This window comes from Salinibacter grassmerensis, assembly GCF_947077765.1.
GTDB classification, from domain to species: Bacteria; Bacteroidota; Rhodothermia; order Rhodothermales; family Salinibacteraceae; genus Salinibacter; species Salinibacter grassmerensis.
Map to the genome: position 1 here is coordinate 19,911 of NZ_CAMTTF010000006.1, position 20,002 is coordinate 39,912.

Below are 20,002 nucleotides of genomic sequence, written 5' to 3' on the forward strand. Positions count from 1 at the left end.
GATTGAGCATGTTGGCGGTGGCGGGATGTCAGGCTCTCTACCAAAACTCGCGCTCGTCGGAGTGCCTGGAAACACAGCCCGGTTCTTCTGGCTCCTGTATTTATAGGGATCTTCTACCTTCTGATTGAGGCCCGCGTTGGAGAGCAGGAGAGACATCGGCACGGCAGGCCCCCCCATTCCTTGAGCCTGTTTCATTTTTCAGTCGGGCCGATTTTAGAGCTAGAAGCTTCCAAAGCGGAGCGAGATCTGGCCGTAGGGGGCGCTGAGATCGCCATTCGATACGTCTGCCTTGTCCAGGTTAGCCCCCGAGACGAGCCGGTATCCTCCACTCAGCCCGATTCGAAAGAAGCTGGTCACGTTGAGCTCGGCGCGCGCTCCCAGCTCCGTGGCAAACACGGCCGACCGCTCGAAGCTGTCGTCCGACACCGATGCGCCAGCGGTAAAGCCTCCGCCATCAACGAGCTCCACGTTTCCTCCGCCGACGACGAGTTCAGCGCCGTAGTGCAACAGATTGGAGGGAGCACCGATGTATTCCAAGAGCAGCCCCGCGTACCCCAGCTGAACCTGTGCCGACTCGGGGTCGCCTGAAGAGCGGTTCTGCAAATCGACGTCCGGGCGTGGCGCGATGCCGCGCAGGGCGCCCCCAACTGCGAAGCGACGGTTGAGCACCCAGCCGCCCTGCCCGCCCACCATGGCGGCCGTTTCGCCGTTCAGGGTCGTCAGGGCGACCGTCGGGGCGCCGTAGCCGCCGCTGGACTGGACGCCTCCGAAGAGCGTTTCGTCTTGGGGATCTCCGCGTTCCTGGGCGAGAGAGGGAGCCGCCCCGAATGTCGAAGCGACGACGACCGACAGAAAAAGAGAAGGAAGCAACTGAGACCAAAAGGAGGGGAAAGAAGAAGCGCGCGTCATCCGATAGGTAGAGGGGTTTTCTGTGCAGAACATTCGCCCACGTGACGGCTCGCTGCCGGCCGCTTGTTACAGGCTCAGTCCCGGTTCGCGGAGACACAACGCAATTTCACAAAGGGAAATGGCCCGTTGGGCGAAGGTGGATCGTCAAGCGAAAACAGTCTATTCGTACTCGCGATGATCGAGGTTCAATTTTCGGCATCACGACCCGGAAACGTGATCCCACGTGGTTTTACGACGGGCCTGAATCTACGCCAATCTACGAGCCGGGTGCTCTCTCAGCTGCGACACAAAGTCCATTCTGATGGACGTAGCCCGTGGTACCGTAGACTTCGAGTACTAAGCAGTAAGCAGCGGATGGGGCTTCTGCGTTCGGTAAAGTCCTGCACAGTCGCACTGCAGAATAGGAGTTCGGGATTCCAGGGCCTTGCAGAAAGGCCACGTGGCAAGCAGGCACTAAGAACAAGGCGATGTGCTCAGCGGAGGACTCGGGACGGGATTAACAGCTTCGAACGTTCTTCCTCCATCTCGGCGGCGAACAAGACGTAGGTCATGATCAGTGACTAAGCCTCCCGGAAATCGCCCCCAGATGCGTGCGCATCATCAGAAAAACGATCAGGGCAGCTGTAGTCAGAACTGCCATCAGAGGCGCGCTCACCGAGTAGTTGATCGTGACCGTCCCCGCCACGAGTACGCCCGCAGGACCTTGGGCGACTGCGATCGGGGTAAGGAAAGCGGACATACGAGACGGCCCCATCTCGGGCATAGCCGACGATCGCACGCCGGCCCGCTCGGCGCCGCAGTCTCCTCCCCAAAGTTGTCACAGGTCACTCCAGTGCGGGTCTCCTGTCAATTGAGCCTGCGAAGGCCATAATGCCAGTCGCTTATGTCCTCTCGGCTGAAGCGCCAGCCGTACTGGAAGTGTCGGCAGTTTGCGCAGACATCCAGGCCACCATCTGGCATAGTGGCCATCCGGCACAGTGGCACGGGAAGCAGTTCTCTGAAAGTAAGCCACCAAGTGGCCCAACACAGGTGGGGTCTACGTAGGGGGGCCTGACCGTTGTCTGGCTTCCAGTGTCTGGCTTCCAGCCGGTTTCCAGTAGCCGGATGGAGGGCAGAATCTAATCGCGCCCTTGCAGGAGCTTCGGCCGCTTCTAGACCTAGGAGCTCATGAAGACTGCTGAAGCATATCAACTGCCTCCTCTACCTGAGGGCGAATGGCCTCTTTCTCTGCTCCCAACGTCTCGGAGACGCCCTCGATAAACGGCTCTTTGTGGCGGGTCAGAAGCTTCAAGTCGCCTCCCTTCAGAATCCGATCCCGTATCGTCTCGTCGCCATAGACCTCGTTTGCGCACCGGGCACCGTAGTCATGCGCACGGCTCGCCTCTGACCTTGTCTTGAAGTCTCGGTACCGCTGGACCTGGTCGTCGCGCAGTTCAACTTCCCTCGGTGGCAGTCCCCCGTACTTCTTGATGATACCCCTCCGCACCGCTTCACCGAGCCGGAGCCGTCCTTCTTTCCAGAAGGAACTGCCCAGGGTTGCTGTGTCGACTTCCTCTCCCTCGACGTAGATGGTAGCCTTGCGGGGACGGGCGGAATCTACCTCTAGCTCTATGTTCGGCTCCAGAGCCGAGACTTCAATCGTGAGAGACTCCATTCGTCAAGCGTAGGCTTTGATTGAAAGCTACCAACGGTGGCTCCAGTCCGCCCAGATAATCCAATGCCACCAACCCGAAGCGGGTTTGCTTCTTCTTCAGCATTAGTCTCAGTCGGCTTTTGGGTTTTCTTGTAGCCCTGAGTTACACCAGGTTTGACCTGCGGAAGCCTCGCAACGGGGAAGTTCGTCGTCAAGGGAAATGGATCAGGGCACGACAGGACTTGAGCACTTCATCGCAAATCGTCTCTCGGGCTGCTGTGCCGCCCCGAATCTGTACGGGGCGCTGCCTTCTGAGACTCCGACCTGCTGGTCGTAGGGAAGCACGCGGTGACGTGTCGGGACTCATCGTCACGCTGTGTCCCCTGCCTTCTCTCTACGGCCGCGGCATCCGGCGTTCTCAGGCTCTCGCCGAATCCCTAGAAGCGTAGCCGACCCTGAAGAGCTGACCGTTTCAGGGAAGTAGCTGTCTCGGAGAAACGCAGTGTCGTTGAGACTGATGCTCTGTGCTGTGCGTCTTTCGTGGTGAGCACCCCGTGGCGGAATCCCTTGTGACGGAATTCCTGCCACGATGCTCCCACGTCAGGGCTTCTACTGCAGGGCGCCGCGGCGGGCGTCAGGGAAACTCTTTTCTCACGGCCAACGTCCGTCGGTGAAATGCAGCGTCGACAGAATGTGTCGGGGGCGCGCAGAGGCGCACATACACAGAGAGACTCATGCGCACCCAGTCATGTCCAGAACGTGCAGGCCACACCACACTTGAGTCCGATGATCTTCGGCCATGCTGCGCGGTCAATCTCCGTTTTCGATCACAAGCTTGGCAGATTGGCCTGTTTCTCGAGCAAGGAAGCTTTTTGCAGTGTCCTGCGAAGACGACAGGTCCATTCCCCCTCGTTCTATGCGGCCGATCCGGCTTCCTGGGCCTGGGGATCCGCGAGTAGCTCAGTGTGCTCGACAGCACGCCCGTCGGTTTCTTCCGCGTCGTCCAGAAGGTGCTGCAGCTGCTCCACCACATCTTCTTCGTCAAGCTGCTCGGCGCAGATACGAGCGTGATCGTATCCTGCCAAAAAGTAATGCTCAACTCGACGGACGTTGGCGAGGATGCCTGCGTCGCGCGCCGGACTCTCCCCGCTTTCTTCCATGAAGGTGTCTCCTTCCGTAATCAGCCCCTCCATGCCGTGGCACTTTTCGCCGGTGGGGTCGACACCGAGAGATTCACACAGGTTCTCGAGCAATTCGATGTGGTCTCCAGCATGCTGGTGTCTCTCTCGCAGAAACTGCGATAGCTCCTCCGATACAGCCTGCCCGCCCCACTGCTCATATGCTGACTGCACCTGTGTCTCAGCGTTATAGAGATCACGGAGCTGGTTGATGAGCTGATCTTCGAATGACGTAACGGTCATAAGTATTACTTGACTACAGTAGGATGTATCGAAGTATACCGACGTACGCAACATGTAGGTGATACCGAAGATCCAGTGTATCTGTTATGAGACTGTTGAACCCTGTTTCTCATGTTGGAGATTTCCTTTGGGCGGTTTTTCTACTGAAGCGGAATTTCCCGAAGCAGAAGGACAGCTCTGGAAAGACTGAGTCCAGACGGGTTGGTCTTCGAGATAGTCCTAGATCAGAAATAAGAATCCAGATGCGCTGGCGATCAGCACCCGGCTCAGTGCTCCCGCGAGCGCCGGAAGCCCGATGGCCGATCCGGTCGCCAGCCAGCCGGTGCTTTGAGGCAGGCGCGGGTGCAGTATTTTTGCCAGACATTTCCTCGCTAGATGTATTTTCGCCAGGCCGTCTGCCTCCGGTAGATAGCTCACAGGCTCGTGGTGACCACCATGAACTGGGTTACCTCCCCCTTCAGAAAGCTGGCCAGCACCTCTCTCCATTCCCTATCAGAGAAAACCTCGGGGGAGAAGGAGCACGTCAACGGGTGTCCGCCCTCCGGGGCTGATTTTTCCTCTCGTCGACGGCCCAGACCTCCACTTCCCAAGTCGGGATTGTGTGGGCGTCTCGGCCCCTTCCATCAAAAACGGCGTTTGTGCCGCAAGCGACACATCCCTGGTTTCGGTGCACTGCACACCCGCTGCCCGGCCAGCGCGACCGTACCACGCGCATGCTGCCGTTCTTTCGCTCCGGCCTGAACCGGACCGAAAGCTAAATCAGGTGCATCGAGGTGGATCTTGTTCCCGATCCGCCGTTTCGGCAGTCAGGCTCCATCGCGTGCTCTCTCAGCGGCGCGCCGCATCTTGAATCTCGGAAAAGGGAACGGACTCGCCCGCACGCATCTTGGCGGCAAGATCACCGCCCACGATGGCGATGCGCATCTCCACCGGGATCTTCTGCGTGTAGATCGTCCGGTCGCGGCCGTAGTTAACACCGGTCATCACTCCAGCGACATTAATGCTATCCCGGCTCCACGCCGCCCGCACCTCGACCTGTCCGGACCGAGGGTTGGCTTCCCATTCGTGGACTCGGATGAACCCGGGCGTTTGTTTAGTGGCTTGGAGCTCGTAGTCTTCCAGCCGAAGGTCCGCCCCGACCGAATTGCGGATCGCACTCAGGTCAGTGGTGGATCCTTCGTAGTTGACCTCTCCACTCGTGTTCGCGTTGGGATAGTTGTTGACACTCGCGTCGCTCAGATCACTGTCGAACGGCACTAGGATGGACGAAAAGTTCTCGGCGATTCCGCTCTCGTAGACGGAGCCGTCCGTTGTCCCGTAGGCGCGGATCATAGCGGTAAACTCGCCCGGTTCGACGACGGCCTCGTGGAAATCAGACTGGTCCGTTATCGCCGTGTAGTAGCGACGGTCCGCCCCGCCAACCGCGTCCGCCGTGAAGAAGCTATCGCGGGACGGGGATGGCATCTGCTCGAGGAGATCGTACTCGACCTGAGCGAACGGGTCCGCCTCCCGAACCACGTTACTCACGCTCCGGGTGCCGTCAAATTCGAAGCGGATCGGGGCGTCTTGAAACCCGGCGCCCGGCACGCGGACGTAGACCTCGGCGTACTGCGAATCGGCGATGGTGACCGACGTGATCGTCGTGTCCAAGGTGGCTCCCCACTGGATCTTGAGGGTGTCGCCCTCTTGTGTGAGCGTATTGGTTCCGCGGTCGAACGTGGTCTCGTTGACGTGGTCGGTCAGATCGAGATTGATGATGCTGGGGTCGGTCCCGTCCGGTCCCTGCGGCCCCTGTTCTCCCTGGGGCCCCTCCAGGCCTTCGGGCCCGGCCGGGCCTTCGCAGGCGAGGAGACCGAGGCTCACCACGGCCCCGAGCAGAAGAAGCAGTGTTCGACGGAAAGTCGCAGAACGAGTCGGTGTAAAGACATGCATGAGTTCGGAAGCGCAGTTGTGGGAGGCGACGACACCGCCGGAATTGGCAGTTGACGAGATTCCCACAATTACCGTACCACATCCCGAAAGCTCGGGAATCGAGTAAAATATGGGCTACCGCCTCTCCACAGGCCGGACCATTCACGGCCCTTGTACGCCTCGTGGGAAGATGACTCACGCGCATTTCCTTTCCTGAAGGCTGCCCACGGCGACTCGGCCGGGTACCGGGCCACCGGCAGGCAACTTGCCCTGCCTATCTCTCAGGCAAAAAGCATCGTCCTGGCGAAAAGAGTCCCGCTGGCAAGAACAGTCCTTTCGATTGGAAAAGGCTACGGCCGTCTGGGGAGCAGGGCGCGCCAGACACAGGAAATGAGCCAGCCTGGACAGGGACGGCGCTCGGGGATGTCAGTGCCCTGCGGCGAAGGCTCAACCGGCGGATTCTTGAGCAAACCCAACGGCAAAAAATCTACTAGTCCCCTCTCCCCCGCCTTGAGATAGTGTTTGGAGGACAAGGTCTACTGGTCACCCGGCACATGATAGGCTGCGTGGCAGGCTGCCGTCCCGGAGACCTCCAGGCTCCTCAAACCCCGACACTATCCGAAACTCCGACTGTACCTCGGATTCAGCTACAGCCGGAGAAAGGGACCTGGGTGGCCCGTCGGCACCGGGAAAAAGAAATGACTCTGGCGGAAGAGATGCCCTACGGGAGAAGTGTTGTCTTCAGAAGAGGAGGTGGTTCCGACAGCCCCTGAGGGTCTCCTGTCGCTCCTCGTTTGTCAATCTTCTTCCCCATCGTCTCCGGTTTCGATCTCCGCGACGCCGTTCTCGAACTCAAGTTCGACGAGCTTTCCAGTGTCGTTCCAGTCGCTGTTCGCGAGGTTGTCCACCGTCTCGTCATCGTTTTCAAACCAACGGGCCGGATCGAGCTCCACGGTCAAGGAGCGCGCCGGACCGTCGGCGGTAACCCTAAGCGGGGGACTTAAGGCCCGTTCCACCTCAATCTCAGCGTTGAAGAACACCTTGAAGCGCGTCGAGCTGCCGCCCGTCGAGCTATCCCCTGGAGTGAAGGTGCCAGTCGCGACCATGCTTGCGCCGGGCGGCCACTCGGGGTAGGCCTTCCGCAGTGTATCGAGGACCCTGCGGAGCTGGCGTTGCTCATCTTCCTCATCGTCATCGTCGGAGCCGAAGTCCTCCACCTCAAACTCGAACGTCGAGTAGGTTTCCGCCTCGATGTCGTCATCACCGGCAATCGCTACCTCTCCCGTTCCGAGCGGCAGGTCGAGAGCCGAGGGCCCCGCCTCATACTCCTCCTCTTCGTCGTCTTCTTCCTCATCATCATCTTCCCCGTCCTCATCTTCCCCGTCGTCGTCCTCGTCACCATCATTTTCCTCGCCGCCGCCCTCCTCCTCGTCCTCAAGTTCGATGCCGGAGACCACGAGGCGGATGTCGTCGAGAGCAAGCGTCCCGTTCGATCCCTCGATTGTCAACGGTTCGTCCGCCTTCGCCGTAGCAGACGCGGAGGCGTTGGCTTCTCCCGCGGCGTCATTTTCTGCCAGGGACGTGAAGCCAACCCGGAGTACGTTTGAGCCAGAGTTCTCCCCGATCACGTCGCACCCGACGAGCGTCAGCGTGGCAGCGAGAAATATGGTAGCGAAAAGGGCTATGGCCCGAAAAAGAGCGCGGGGGTGAGGACGTGGCATGGTGGCTCGGTTAGGATAGAGGGGCTATGCTGGTTGTGGTGCACCGGTAGCACAGAGCTAGGCCCCTAATTGTTGGGATGAGTTGAAGAAAGACGGCCGCCTGTGCCGGACGTACCTAGAAAGTAGATTTCTGGAACGTAAATTTTGCGGAGCCATGCGGCAGATCTCGAGGATCATTGCACATGCGAAGGCACACCATTCGCGGGAGCCATGAAAGCCGGGTAGTTCCCTTCCGGTCTTGCCGGATCTGGCGTGTTAACCAGGAGGAGAGTGGCCGAGGAGTGCTCTCATCCGGCTGTGCTGCCTGCACCGCCTGTCTCGGCCGGTCGGGTCAGCCCCCGCTCGTTCTAGACGACCCACACCGCCTTCCCGGCCTCGGAACTCAGCCTCAACCCGACTGCTCTGCTTCTTCAGACGCTCGGACGGGGTCATCCAGTAGTAATGTCGCTGGAGGCCTCGGAGGAAACACAACCTCCGGGAGCGTCCGGGCGCCGTCGAACAGTATGGAGTACAGGTGGACGAGAATACCGGTTATGAAGTCGACAGCGCCGTACCACAGTGCTTGCAGAAGGCTGCTTCGGCATCGTGCCCCCGGGGCGTCGCACGCCGAACAGCGGCGCGGGCGGTTCGGCTACAGATGGCTCCTGGGCTCGCGCGATCTCTGCTGTCACGATGCCAGTGGGTACGGTGACGACGCCACATCCCGTGATCACGATCAGTGAGCCGACCATTTGGCCAAGCACCGTCTGCGGCGAGATGTCACCATAGCCGACGGTCATCAGGGTAACGACGGTCCAGTAAATACTTCTGGGAGAGAATATTCCCTTACAGTCGGCCTGTCTCCGGTAGCTGGTCCTCTTTGATAAATAACTCACCTCTGGTGGCTGGCCTCTTTCACCCAAAACCGTAATACAACCGTTAACCACTTTTCCCCAAAATAGCCGTTTCTTCCGGATAAGATCATGCGAGTAGCCGTATCTGGAAAGCAGTTGGATAACGTTGAAATATGTGCGGGCATCTACAGCATAGCATCAGGAAGAACCGTTGCTAAAATTTCTTTCTGAACGAACCCTTCTCGAATAGATCTTTTCGCAAACATGGCTGAAACCTGGAAGACCCGGTGTCCGATCGGTGAAGACAGCCCCGACCGACGGCAGGCTTGGCGCCGCGGCTGGCAGTACCGCAAGGAGCAGGGCCCCGGCACCCCCAAGATGGAAACTGCGGCGGAGATGGCCGGGAAGCCTGGCCTTCTAGAAGCGTGGCTGCAGGGCTACGCCGCCGCGGATGGCCACTTCACCGGCCCGGAGCCCAGGACCCTGAGACTCTGACCCCCTCAAAGGCTTCGACTTAGGGAGCCTCAGGGCGAGGCCGCGTGGAGTCCCAATCGTTCCCCCGCCCTCAATGGCCCGGGCCCGAATCACACGGAGACGATCCAGAACGCAGAACCCGCCGACCGTATCGGTCTACTCTGCACGTGCCTCAGCGATGAGAGCAATGACATCTTCAAGGGACAACATCTCCTGAGGAACGGTGCATCCCTGACTCCTAGACTGTCGTGCAGCACCCGTCCTACGGGAAAGAAAACAGCTGCTATCTCTGCGCGTGCAGGGCTCTCCAGTCTGACCTCTCATACTCATCTCCCCCAGTGAGCCGATGCGAATGGACGATCGAAAGCAGTGGGCCTTCAACACCGGCGACGCAGTGAAATCGTCCCCAGCAGTGACCGGCGGGACCGTCTACGTCGGAAGTGGATCCCTCGAAAGTGATGGCCGCCTCCATGCCCTAAGCGCGGAAAGCGGGCAAGAACGGTGGGCTTTCGACGCCGGCGGGGCCGTGGAGTCTTCCCCAGCGGTAGCCAACGGGACCGTTTACGCCGGAAGCAACGACGGTTGCCTCTACGCCCGAACCGCAGAAACCGGTCGGGAGCAGTGGGTCTTCGAAACCGGTGCGGACGTGGAGTCGTCTCCAACCATCGTCGGCGAGACCGTCTACGTCGGAAGCTACGATGGATCCGTCTATGCCCTGAGCGCAGAAAGCGGGCAACAACAGTGGGCTTTCAGTACCGGCGGGGCCGTAAACTCCTCCCCGGCCGTAGCCGGTGAAACCGTTTATGCCGGAAGCAACGACGGCCACGTTTATGCCTTAGGTGCAGAGACCGGACGGAAGCAGTGGGCCTTCAACGCCGGCAGTGGTATATTCTCCTCCCCTGCGGTGGCCGGCGGGACCGTCTACGTCGGAAGTAACGACGGCCACATCCACGCCATCGATGCAAGGACTGGACGAGAGCAGTGGGCCTTCAGCACCGGCAATGGTGTGTTCTCCTCCCCCGCGGTGGCCAACGGGACCGTTTACGTCGGGAGCTACGACGAGCACGTTTACGCTTTGAGCGCAGAGGCCGGACAGGAGCAGTGGGCCTTCGACACCGACGATGCCGTGGAATCCTCCCCAGAAGTCGATGGTGGGATCGTCTACGTCGGAAGCTACGACGGGCATGTTTACGCCTTAGACGCAAAGACCGGACGGGAGCAGTGGGCCTTCGACACTGGTGCCTACGTGCGTTCCTCTCCGGCGGTGGCCAACGGGACCGTTTACGTCGGGAGCTACGACGGCTGCGTCTATGCTCTGAACGCATAGGACAACGGCCCCCATGAAGCTGTGCCCGTGTGAGTCGTCCTGGTCCGACTCCAAGCCCTTCGGTGCAGACGGGCCTGCGTTTGGCAGAGCCCATATGGTTTTTGAACGGCCCTACTCCTGCTTCAGACCCTTTTGGCTCATTCTCGATTGGAGGGCACCCCAGGTCGGAAACGAAAGCCCAGGGGTTGTCACGATCAAGGACTGCGTGAATGATCGGGGGCTCCTCGTCAGTAGGGAGATTGCCAGGCGGGAAAACTGACCGGTACGGGTCCGACTCTTCCACCTGCTGGGCGCCTCTCCGGGGCACGTCGCCAGAAGGACCTCCCAGTAGCCCTGGCTGGTGCGGGCTGGTTAGGCAGGGCGCTTCTGTGAAACAGGTCGCTTCGGCAAAGCAAGTCGGCGCGGTGAGCCCCTCTCAGCGGAGCGAGTACGCCTCATCGGAACGGGTCAAGGTGGGGCCGCAGTGCCTCCATCTCCTCATACATCCATTCGAAGTACCCGGGCTCCTCTTCCTGGAGACGCTCCAGCGGGGTGCCCTCGTGTTTGCCGAACGCCAGGACAATCTCCCCACCCGAGCGCTTGAGGCGCCCTTGCCTGTCTACGTCGCTCCCGGTCGCCCGCTGGGCCAGGGCGCGCACGTCTCGCTCCGGCTCGTAGGTCTGGAGCTGTCCCTTCAGCACCTTGCAGGTCGACCGGACGTCGGCCATCGCGGTGTGGGCCTCCTCCGGCCGGTCCCCAAAGTACTTCTGGAAGACGTCCCCAAGGCTCTTCCCGCGGAAGGTCTCCTCCAGGCGCATTACGTCAAGGTGGACTCGGTCGTCCGGGCCCGGGAGCGGGCCGAGGCCATGCCTTCTGAATTCGGCCTTGAGCAGCGGCAAGTCGTACTGCAAGGAGTTGTACCCTGCCAGGTGCGCGTCCTGTATAAGCGGCTGGAGGTCCTCCCCGAGCTCTTCGAACGGCGGGGCGGTTTCGACCATCTGGTTGGTGATGCCGGTCAGGTCGCTTACCTCTGCCGGAATGGGCACACCGGGGTTGACCAGTGTCTCGAAGGAGCCGCCCAGGGAGAGGGACCCACTGCTCTCGACGAGCCGGAGAACAGCGACCTGGATGATGCGGGCGGAGGCGGGATCGGCACTGGTCGCCTCCAGGTCCAGGACGGCCAGCGGGCGATCAGTCGAAAGCATGGGTGTCGCGGTGCGTGTTTCGTTTGAGCGTGCTTTTGGGCTTGTGTCATTCAGGGGCGCCCAGCCGACAGATTTCAGCCACGGCAGGTTTCGGCTGCAAAGCTACGAAGAGGTCTCAACCTTCCCTCACGCAGGGTGGAGTGGGCGCCCGGTGCTGCCGCAGGCCTGTCTCCCACCGCTAAGTCTTCCACTCCACAGGGCCCCAGGACGATATGTGATTCATGTTCAGGCTTGGCGGCTCGTCGCTTCAAGCGGTCTCAGATTTGGGCTTCATAACTGATGGGGGTCGGTGACAGAAATACAGCGCGCTGCTGGACTTTCCTTCGTGCCAGCGCGTCCGGTTTGTCATCCGACAAGTGCGCCCTCCCCGCAGCGAATCTCCTCCTGATGGAAGGCTCCTTGGTGGAAGTCGTTTGCGCGCAGCCTTGGCGGAATGAACCAGAGCGGTTCTCCTCTTCCACCATAGCGTCGGTACGAGCCCCTGAAGCAGAAAGACATCCGTCCTGTCGGACGGCGATGATGGATGCCCCCTCCTATCGATCGTCCCCAGGCCGTGCTCTTCACCCACCCCGCGCTGACTAGTCGCTCATCAACCTGTTCGCCGGCCTCGACCTGAGACGCACCGCGGAGTCGTCGCCGGAAAGGGTTGGTCCGTCCTTCCCCGTATTGTTCTTGTGCATCCATCAAACCACCCATGATCGAAAGATTCAGGAAGCGAGAACCATCCTCGGTTCGCACCCTACTCTACGTACCTTCTGCGACACCCTTCTTCGCACGCATCCCCCACGTATGTCTTTTCTCCAGAACTCTCGTGTGCTGATCACCGGTGCAAATCGAGGCATCGGGCTCGAGTGGACCCGGCAGTTGGCCGGCCCCGCCGGCCGTCTCTTTGCCACGTGCCGCCGGCCCGACGAGGCCGATCAGCTGCAAGAGATCGCCGACTCTCACCCGGATACAGTAGACATTCTTCCCCTCGACGTTGCCGAGCCCGACGCAATTCAGGCCACGGCCGAGCAGGTGAACGGCCAGGTCGACGCCCTGGATCTTCTCGTCAACAACGCCGGCATCAACGGAGGCGGGAAGCAGGACCGGTTCGAAGGCATCGATCAAAAAACGATGACGGATGTCTTTCAGGTGAACGCCGCGGGGCCGCACCTGATGACGAAGGCATTTGCCGACCTGCTCCGGGCCGGCACCGCGGAGCAAGGCGCCACAGATGGACACGCGGCGGTGGTGAACATTACCTCCCAGCTCGGCTCCATCGCCAACGCGCAGAGCGACACCTGGCACAGCTACCGCGCTAGCAAGGCCGCGCTCAACATGTGTGTTCGCCTGCAGGCCGCTGCTCTGCGAGACGACGGGGTTGTTGCCGTGGCACTGCATCCGGGCTGGGTCCAGACCGACATGGGCGGGTCTGAAGCGCGGCTCTCCCCTGAGGAATCGGTCGAGGGGATGATGGAGGTTACCAGAAACCTGTCGCTCGACGACACCGGCCGTTTTCTCAACCACGATGGGGACGAACTTCCGTGGTAGTCGGTCCACCTTGGTTGGCTACCCTCCCTCTGCTGCCCAGCTCATTTCAGTGAAGGTCGGTGGGCTGTGGCCCAGAAGTGCTGGAAGGCCGTGATGCATCAGGGATACCAGCGTGCTGTGTGCATGGTGAGATGCCATGCGTCGTGTCTTCTTCACCTCTGGGCTTGCAGATGGACCAGTCTTGCAGGCGGATTCGTCCGATAGGAATTGCTACTCTGTTTACCGAAAGCCAAGTCGCCCGGAATCGTGATGCAACTGCACACCACCCCATCTCCGAAAAGATACGGCGAGTTCGGTCGAGACATCTCTAACCATACTCAAATCGCTCGTCGTTCAGTTCGTGGTGACGACATCGGGCCGTAGGAAGCAATCAGAACAGCCCCACTTGTGACCCAGTTGCCACATGTAGTCTTCTCGTCAGACCGCGTCTAGTAGTACGCATCGCAGAATAGACGTGACATGGAGATCAAAAAACAAACATGCCCCGAGTGCGGGACAACCAACCTCGTGACCCAGTGTGGAAGCTGTGGACGACCGTTTGTGCTGTCGGAGGCCCACCTCGAAGGAAACTCTCGGCAGTTCGGGGACGCCCCGCTGGAGGAGGCGCCCGATAATTTCTCCCTGCAGCACTGCGATTACTGCAGGCTGAGAGAAGAAAGTGGGATGATCGAAGCGATGAGTGCGGGTCGTCGGCAGCGAACCTGTCCCGTTTGTCACACTGAGCGTCTCTCGGGAGGGCAATCGTGAAACTGCCCGGCATTTGCGGCAGCCGTCGACCTTCGGCTAGCGCAGCCTGGCCCATCACACAACCGCACAGAAGCACTACTCGTACTGGCGGTAAATCAGGTCCCGCATGCCCTCGGGGTCTTCCAGGTCGCGCATCGTGAGCTCGATGCCAGACTGGCCTGCACTGGACAGCCGGAGCGTCCCACAGCCCATCAACCGGTGGATCGGGCCCTGGTCGATCTGTACATTCCTGATGTTACGGTGGGCAAGCTCGGTCGTGAGGTTGCTAACGATCCCAGAGCGCTTTCGGACTCGGGACCGGGTGATGACGAGCTCTCTGCTTCGTGCTCGAAGCCACATCCAAAGAAGGGGGAACGGGCCGCAGAGTCCCGCCATCAGCGCTGCGGCCCACCCGGTTTCAACGAGCGCTCCGCCCAACACGAACGGGGCGACCGTTGCCGACAGCAGTCCGAACAGCGTCACGCTGAATGGATGTGCCTTCCACAACCTCGGCTCTGCTCGGAAAATGACATCTTCGGGCATGGCTTGCTTTCATTTCTCAATTGACTCCGACTAGATAGAGACGCCTCACGTGCGACCGCAGGGTTTTTGCGATCCTTCTTTCCGAGGCTCGGCTTCAGAGACTCAGGGCCGGTTTAGTGCTATGTGCCTCGGTTCTTTCCCTCACCCCCTCCTTGAAGGCTGACTGGCTGGCCCTGGATCCTTGACGCGGCCACCGGAGAGACGGAGTGCGTCTTTGCTCGGAGTCAAGGCGGTGCGGTTCCGCTAGGCCTCGGAGAGACAGTTCCATTTCTACGGCCGGTGAGCCGAGAGTGCTATTTCCCAAGAGCGAGTCGTGGGGGCATGCCTCTTCTACTTAGAAGGCACTCACGCCGGTCGGTCTGGCAGAATGGGCAGTTCCACTCAAGAAGCCTCCAGTCCCTCACATGTACATGCAGGGACATGAAGCCGCGCAGCGACCTCTCCTGTCGGCACCGGCTGATACTATCTGGCAGCTTCTGTGCGACGTGCTCGAGAGCACAGTCTCCTTGTTCGGCCTGCACGTGCGGGTCGGACCGCCTGAACAAGAAAGCTCACACAGCCGTGAGGGCCGTTGAGAGAAACGCAGCTTTTCAATGCCCACTGTCAATCAGGCTCAATGTGCTCATGACCGCAGATGCCTCCTCGGACTTTGGTGCCTCGGGGACAGCCGACCTCATAGAACGCCTCGACCGGTTTGCGTACTGGAGTGATGACTGCATCCCAATCCCTGGCCTCAACGCCCGAATTGGGCTTGATCCGGTCATCGGGCTCGTGCCGGTCTGGGGTGACATCATCACCGCCATCATTTCCTGCTACGTGCCCTATGAGGCATACCGTGTCGGCGCCCCGCCCACGCTCATCTTCAAGATGGTACTGATCGTCGTTCTGGACGCCCTTTCGGGCACTATTCCCGTCATGGGAGATCTCATCGACGCTGCGGTCAAGGCGAACAAGATGAACGTGCAGATGCTGAAGAATCACCTCGGCGCTTAATCTAGCCCCCCTGGCTCTCTTGCCGCATTTTGTCTTCCGGGGCTGTTCTTCTTGTGACTGAAGTTCTCGTCTCCAACAAAGCGCCAGGTCTCCCTGCCAAGTTGGTTTCTGGGGAAGTACCAGGGCGACGTTCCATGCGCTTTGACATTGGGGGTCTCCCGTCACTGTGGCTTCTTAACGCAAAACCTACCCGGTGGGGGCGGTTCGGAGGGAGATTTCTTAACCTGCCCGACCTGTCCCTGAGGCTAGCTCGTCCTCGGGAGATCTCTCGGGTCCGGCACACTTCCTCAGGTGTATCCTTTCCGGCTGCAAACGACCCGCGTCCAGATCGCATCGAAGGCTGGAGGTCTTCCGTCGGGGATGCTGCGCCTCGACTTTTGCACCTCCCCCAGCATCCAAAAATAACTCTCTAGTGTTTTTCTGAAGGGGGGGACTTTCCGATGATCTGGCACCTCAGCACCTCGATACTATTTATGCGAGTGAGTGTTAGTCAACAAAACCGAGGACTCAAATGCGATACTGTTTGCACGTCGCAGCTCTCCTTTTTGCATTTCTGCTAATTGGAATCGGTCTCTCCGGGTGTGATCAGGGAGGCGGCCCCGGCACGATGACGAAGGAGACGGCACGGAGTCGTATTATTGAGTCAGCAGGAGTCCTGCAGCAGGCGGCAGAGGACTTTGGCAAGACCCCACTGGGTAAAGTGGTAGAGGCAACGATGAACTCTGGGACCAGTGGATCCGCTACACCTTTCTCAGGGGGTTTGACGTCAGGTCTCGGAGCCGTGCTCGACACGACCGGTGGGGGCTTCAACTACGAATCTAGCACGGGAGTTTACGTCTGGAGTAACAGCAGCGGGACATGGACTCAGGAACGACCGGCCGACAGTCTCATCCTTCGATTTCCTACTGCGCAAGAAGCGACTGGAAACAACGCAACCTTTACGCTGAGCGAATACAAGACGGAGTCGGTTTCAATTGGCGAGATAACGGCCGAAGTGCCGACCCAGGTGAATAGCTCTCTCAAGGAGAACGGCGAAGAAATATTCTCAAGCCGGTTGAGTGTAGGTTTCTCATCCCTCGTGGACATACCAGAGTCACTTGAGTCGTATATCGGAGCTTTCTCCACGTCGGACGAAGCAGTAAGCAACCTTACTTACAGTTCTACCCTATCTGCCGACTTCTCCGACGGGATTACGTATGAGTTTAGGGACGGGCTCGAGAACGGCAGTCAGAAAGTAGTCTCCACGGATGCAACCATCGCTCTCGGTGATGGGCCGGGCAGCGGGGGTGGTGAAAACCTCTTCGGAAGCGTGGATGGGGAGACACGGGTGGGCCAGGGCCTCAGGGTCCAGTACACGGCCGACCTCAGCGCGCTGGTCGCTGCCCTGAGAGACGACTCTTCTGACGGCGTCGATGCCGAAGGCATCAACAACAGCGTGGACGTGAAGGTGCTCGGTGAGGACGACAATCAGGTCGCAACCCTCCGGTATGAGGGAGACAAGGAGCAAGTGGTCGTGGAATACCCAGATGGACAAACGGAGCTGCTCGTAGACCTTCTGCGAGACCTTGATCTGCGGTAGGCCTCTGGCGTCGACGAACGCGGCGTCATCTCAATTGGCCCCTAGCAAGGCAGCGGGCATCGTTGGAAGGCCAGTAGACAACACTTTTCGCTCGACAGTTCCTATCATGGAGGCTTTCCGGACGGATGATTCGCTCCACCTTGCCTGCCCACGAGTTACTTGTTGTCGGGAACGGCATTGGAGTTCGATGGCACCCGTCGGGCCCGTTCCCCTGGCCACTCCGTGCGCCATCAACTGCGGTTTGGCAACTGTTTCAACACTACCACTACCCCCGTCGGCTCCGGGAGGCGTTTACCCTAGAGGAGGGTTAGCGTAGCCCCGTGGGCATCGTCTTTCTGTATTCCTTTCCCTTAGGCGCTTGCCTGGAGCGCTGTGGACAGTGTCTCTCTTCAGCCGCTTGCCCCTCTGGTTCTTTAGTGGTATACTTCTGCAGAACTACAGATCTCTACCGACTTAGAACTGTAGTTCTATTTTGCGCTTTCAAGTGACTCTGCACGTCTCAACAGGTTCTCGCATCTCAGACATGGACACACTTTCAGTTGTCAATCAGAAGGGAGGAGTGGGCAAGACCACCACCACGGTCTGCCTGGCCACTGCCCTCTCAAGACTTGGGTATTCAGTCCTCGTCGTTGACCTGGATCCTCAGATGAACGGAACGAAGTGGATGCTTGGGCGAGAGCTGGAGGATGACGAGGCGTCGGTGCTGGACGCTATCGTGACGGCAGGTGATAACGGGGAGTCCTCCTCTTCCGACTGGCCGCTTGCCCGTCTCACAGAGCCATCCGATCTTGGCTTCGACTTTGTACCCGCCCATGCCGATCTGGCGAATGTAGAGGGTGAGATCGGCGAAAAACCCTCCCGGCCATATCTGCTGAGAGAGCGACTCCAGGAAGTGGAGGAGAAGCACGGCTTCAAGTACCTGCGGGAGGTAGGCGCTCACAACGCTTCAGAGGAGCCTTACGACATGTGCCTTATAGACTGCCCTCCCTCGCTTGGTTTGCTCGTTGTGCAGGCGCTCACGGCCTCTGATGGGCTAATCGTTCCTGTTTCGGTAGACGGAATGTCGATGCAGGGTCTGAGTCAGCTCGTAAACACCACGAGAGAGGTTCGAAAGTACCTGAACGACACGGTCGAGATTGTCGGTCTTCTGCCGAACAATCTCGACTACCGTGCTGGGCTCGTAAACGAAGGCCTGGAGGCTCTCCGGAAAAACTATGAGGACCTGGTTTTGGACACGGAAGTGCCGTGGCGGTCGAAAATTATCGAGACGTCGACCTACGGGACAACCCTCTACGAACATGCCCCTTCTAGCGATGCGGTTCAGATCTACGAGAATCTGGCCCGGGAAGTCGTCTCCAAGATCAGCGTGCCCGAGGCTGAGGACGCACGTCCCTGAGGCATTCGGAAGCCCGTAGTCTACCCCCTCGATGCATACCTTCCTGATTCGGTTTTACTCACATGCCCAAGAAAAGTGATCGCCCTGAGCACGAATCCGCAATGTCGAGTCTCCTCCCAGACGTCTCCCTCGATGAGGAGTCGCCGCAGGATGACGAAGGTCAAGAACTAGAGAACTCTAGAACGAAAGAAGAAAAGAACTATAGTTCTGCAGAACCATCGTCCGGCGACGGATCGGAAGCAAATAGGGAAGGAGAAAACCAGGGAAGTAAAGCCGGTTCTTCTGACCCGCAGCAGATTTCTGAGGATCAGTCCGAAATGCCGGTGCTTCCCGAGCGTCGGCCTGAACTGGATCAAAAGATAGGTCCCTATGTCTCCGACGACGTAAACGAGGCCCTTGAGGAGGTGTACCTTACCCTCCGCCGGCGATTTGGGAAGAAGGCCAGCAAGAGTCTTATCGTGGAGGCCGCCCTCCGGTATTTCCTGAATGACTCCATGAGACGGGGGAAGAAGGGAGAGATCTCGAAATGGATGAGACGTGTGCTCGACTCGGCTTAACTACGACCTTCAACCCAGGAGTTTCTTGTTCTGGAGGAGGCAGAGTCTGATGTCCTGGAAGTCCCGCAGGCATGGTCACATCGTCAGTTACTGAAGACCCGATGTTGAACTGCCCGAAGCTGGACGGTAGAGATAGTCTGACACAAGCGCCCGGGATACGGCTGTGTGACCACTCCTGTACGGTTGTGCCATGGCCCTAAGACAGGTAACAACTTCTACGCTTCATCTTCTTTCTGTTATCCAGTGTAGAAAACGATTTCTCTACCTCTGGGGATCGACAGAACGTTTCACCGTAATGACTTTCGAAGGCGATCCAACTGTGACTCTGAGCGTTTTCCTATTTACTAGGTCAGTACTGCAAGTAAACTGCCGTCCCCGATGGCTGCTGAAGTTTGTTTCAGAGTCACGAAGAGCAAGCTGGTACTTCCTGCTCATCAAACTCGCGAAGTGAGGAATTGACGTCATGGGCGTATCACACTACCGAGAGCGAACGTTGGATGTCATTGTTGCGGGGGGCGGTCGCGTAGGTCGGGAGACAGCCATGCTGATGACGTCCTATGGGCATCAGGTGACCATCATCGAACAAGATCCTCGGATCACCCGAGTTCATTCAGGTCAGCAGGATGATATTACTTTTGTCCAGGGGGATGCGACCGAAGAAGATACGCTTACGTCTGTCGGCATCCGTGACGCAGACATCGTTCTTGCCTTGACGGATAGTGAAAGCACCAACGTAGACATATGTCAACGGGCTATGGACTTTGCTCCAGAGACACGCCGTATAGCTCGTAGCCATCGTCCCCCCGCAGCTACTGGCAACCCCGATGGCGTCGGAGCCTTCGTATTCCCAGAGCGGGCTGGAGCACGTGTCGCCATTGGTCGAGCATTCGGGGCTCCAGTTCAACCGATTACGGACCTTTCGACGCGATTTGAACTGGTCGAGATTGAGGCCAGGGCCGATGCGACCGCCGTGGGAAAATCACTTGCAGAACTGGACTTGCCGACCAGGGCAACAGTCATCACGGACCTTGGAACCGAAGATCTAGCAGATGGGGATATGGTAATTGAAGCGGGGCGCCAGTACATGATCGCTACTCGGCCGGGTGCCGTTGATGACCTCAAAGAGTTGTTTTGGAACCGAGAATAAAGACTCTTCCCTTGTGATAGGTCACGCAAGCCCGTACTACGCAGCTGGTACTTCCACTACTGATGAGTTATCAGCCATCCAGTTATCGCTTGCGAGGTCTATTTACCCGGGGTCG

General features: G+C 59.1%; 16 protein-coding genes. 8 read left to right on the forward strand and 8 right to left on the reverse strand.

Annotated features, from left to right (window positions below; genetic code table 11):
- Window positions 1-219: 219 nt before the first annotated feature.
- The 6 genes from OJB03_RS12620 to OJB03_RS15785 form a co-directional block, all read right to left on the reverse strand.
- The gene (locus OJB03_RS12620; protein WP_263787987.1) at window positions 220-870 is read right to left on the reverse strand and encodes a hypothetical protein; all 651 of its coding nucleotides are present in this window, start codon (window positions 868-870) and stop codon (window positions 220-222) included.
- Between the two features lie 1,204 nt (window positions 871-2,074).
- On the reverse strand, window positions 2,075-2,563 hold the full coding sequence (locus tag OJB03_RS12625) for a hypothetical protein (RefSeq protein ID WP_263787989.1): 489 nt from the start codon (window positions 2,561-2,563) through the stop codon (window positions 2,075-2,077).
- An 893-nt stretch (window positions 2,564-3,456) separates the two neighbouring features.
- A complete protein-coding gene (locus tag OJB03_RS12630) occupies window positions 3,457-3,963 on the reverse strand; it encodes a YciE/YciF ferroxidase family protein (protein WP_263787991.1) in 507 nt (168 codons plus the stop codon).
- An 828-nt stretch (window positions 3,964-4,791) separates the two neighbouring features.
- Entirely contained in the window at window positions 4,792-5,895 is a 1,104-nt protein-coding gene (locus OJB03_RS12635) for a collagen-like protein (protein ID WP_263787993.1), read from the reverse strand.
- 776 nt (window positions 5,896-6,671) lie between these two features.
- Window positions 6,672-7,595 (reverse strand): hypothetical protein, encoded by a 924-nt coding sequence (locus tag OJB03_RS12640; protein WP_263787996.1) that lies wholly within the window; start codon window positions 7,593-7,595, stop codon window positions 6,672-6,674.
- 428 nt (window positions 7,596-8,023) lie between these two features.
- A complete protein-coding gene (locus tag OJB03_RS15785; RefSeq protein ID WP_423816380.1) occupies window positions 8,024-8,374 on the reverse strand; it encodes a potassium channel family protein in 351 nt (116 codons plus the stop codon).
- A gap of 318 nt (window positions 8,375-8,692) precedes the next feature.
- Here OJB03_RS15785 and OJB03_RS12645 point away from each other — a divergent pair, with 318 nt between their 5' ends.
- Together OJB03_RS12645 and OJB03_RS12650 are read left to right on the forward strand one after the other, a co-directional pair.
- Entirely contained in the window at window positions 8,693-8,923 is a 231-nt protein-coding gene (locus tag OJB03_RS12645; protein WP_263787997.1) for a hypothetical protein, read from the forward strand.
- Window positions 8,924-9,254: 331 nt separating this feature from the next.
- A complete protein-coding gene (locus tag OJB03_RS12650; protein WP_263787999.1) occupies window positions 9,255-10,229 on the forward strand; it encodes an outer membrane protein assembly factor BamB family protein in 975 nt (324 codons plus the stop codon).
- A gap of 434 nt (window positions 10,230-10,663) precedes the next feature.
- Here OJB03_RS12650 and OJB03_RS12655 read toward each other — a convergent pair whose 3' ends face one another.
- Window positions 10,664-11,413 (reverse strand): 3'-5' exonuclease, encoded by a 750-nt coding sequence (locus tag OJB03_RS12655; RefSeq protein WP_263788001.1) that lies wholly within the window; start codon window positions 11,411-11,413, stop codon window positions 10,664-10,666.
- 789 nt (window positions 11,414-12,202) lie between these two features.
- Between OJB03_RS12655 and OJB03_RS12660 the strand changes: the two genes are divergently transcribed.
- Entirely contained in the window at window positions 12,203-12,946 is a 744-nt protein-coding gene (locus tag OJB03_RS12660; RefSeq protein WP_263788003.1) for an SDR family oxidoreductase, read from the forward strand.
- Between the two features lie 822 nt (window positions 12,947-13,768).
- Here OJB03_RS12660 and OJB03_RS12665 read toward each other — a convergent pair.
- Window positions 13,769-14,215: a PH domain-containing protein gene (locus OJB03_RS12665; RefSeq protein ID WP_263788006.1), complete on the reverse strand. Its 447-nt coding sequence runs from the start codon at window positions 14,213-14,215 to the stop codon at window positions 13,769-13,771.
- Between the two features lie 624 nt (window positions 14,216-14,839).
- Here OJB03_RS12665 and OJB03_RS12670 point away from each other — a divergent pair.
- From OJB03_RS12670 to OJB03_RS12690, 5 genes are all read left to right on the forward strand, one after another.
- Window positions 14,840-15,208, forward strand: coding sequence for a DUF4112 domain-containing protein (locus tag OJB03_RS12670; protein WP_263788008.1), 369 nt, complete (start codon window positions 14,840-14,842; stop codon window positions 15,206-15,208).
- 781 nt (window positions 15,209-15,989) lie between these two features.
- Window positions 15,990-16,787 (forward strand): hypothetical protein, encoded by a 798-nt coding sequence (locus OJB03_RS12675; RefSeq protein ID WP_263788010.1) that lies wholly within the window; start codon window positions 15,990-15,992, stop codon window positions 16,785-16,787.
- Between the two features lie 523 nt (window positions 16,788-17,310).
- The gene (locus OJB03_RS12680; protein ID WP_263788012.1) at window positions 17,311-18,183 is read left to right on the forward strand and encodes a ParA family protein; all 873 of its coding nucleotides are present in this window, start codon (window positions 17,311-17,313) and stop codon (window positions 18,181-18,183) included.
- A gap of 62 nt (window positions 18,184-18,245) precedes the next feature.
- Window positions 18,246-18,740, forward strand: coding sequence for a hypothetical protein (locus OJB03_RS12685; protein WP_263788014.1), 495 nt, complete (start codon window positions 18,246-18,248; stop codon window positions 18,738-18,740).
- A gap of 463 nt (window positions 18,741-19,203) precedes the next feature.
- Window positions 19,204-19,887, forward strand: coding sequence for a potassium channel family protein (locus OJB03_RS12690; protein WP_263788015.1), 684 nt, complete (start codon window positions 19,204-19,206; stop codon window positions 19,885-19,887).
- Window positions 19,888-20,002: the final 115 nt, after the last annotated feature.

What these genes read in the sequence shown, in the direction of transcription:
- OJB03_RS15785 (WP_423816380.1), bottom strand. Translation starts at nt 8,374, where the DNA reads ATGACCGTCGGCTATGGTGACATCTCGCCGCAGACGGTGCTTGGCCAA.
- OJB03_RS12630 (WP_263787991.1), bottom strand. Translation starts at nt 3,963, where the DNA reads ATGACCGTTACGTCATTCGAAGATCAGCTCATCAACCAGCTCCGTGAT.
- OJB03_RS12655 (WP_263788001.1), bottom strand. Translation starts at nt 11,413, where the DNA reads ATGCTTTCGACTGATCGCCCGCTGGCCGTCCTGGACCTGGAGGCGACC.
- OJB03_RS12680 (WP_263788012.1), top strand. Translation starts at nt 17,311, where the DNA reads ATGGACACACTTTCAGTTGTCAATCAGAAGGGAGGAGTGGGCAAGACC.
- OJB03_RS12690 (WP_263788015.1), top strand. Translation starts at nt 19,204, where the DNA reads ATGGGCGTATCACACTACCGAGAGCGAACGTTGGATGTCATTGTTGCG.
- OJB03_RS12660 (WP_263788003.1), top strand. Translation starts at nt 12,203, where the DNA reads ATGTCTTTTCTCCAGAACTCTCGTGTGCTGATCACCGGTGCAAATCGA.
- OJB03_RS12640 (WP_263787996.1), bottom strand. Translation starts at nt 7,595, where the DNA reads ATGCCACGTCCTCACCCCCGCGCTCTTTTTCGGGCCATAGCCCTTTTC.
- OJB03_RS12650 (WP_263787999.1), top strand. Translation starts at nt 9,255, where the DNA reads ATGGACGATCGAAAGCAGTGGGCCTTCAACACCGGCGACGCAGTGAAA.
- OJB03_RS12635 (WP_263787993.1), bottom strand. Translation starts at nt 5,895, where the DNA reads ATGCATGTCTTTACACCGACTCGTTCTGCGACTTTCCGTCGAACACTG.
- OJB03_RS12625 (WP_263787989.1), bottom strand. Translation starts at nt 2,563, where the DNA reads ATGGAGTCTCTCACGATTGAAGTCTCGGCTCTGGAGCCGAACATAGAG.
- OJB03_RS12645 (WP_263787997.1), top strand. Translation starts at nt 8,693, where the DNA reads ATGGCTGAAACCTGGAAGACCCGGTGTCCGATCGGTGAAGACAGCCCC.
- OJB03_RS12670 (WP_263788008.1), top strand. Translation starts at nt 14,840, where the DNA reads ATGACCGCAGATGCCTCCTCGGACTTTGGTGCCTCGGGGACAGCCGAC.
- OJB03_RS12685 (WP_263788014.1), top strand. Translation starts at nt 18,246, where the DNA reads ATGCCCAAGAAAAGTGATCGCCCTGAGCACGAATCCGCAATGTCGAGT.
- OJB03_RS12665 (WP_263788006.1), bottom strand. Translation starts at nt 14,215, where the DNA reads ATGCCCGAAGATGTCATTTTCCGAGCAGAGCCGAGGTTGTGGAAGGCA.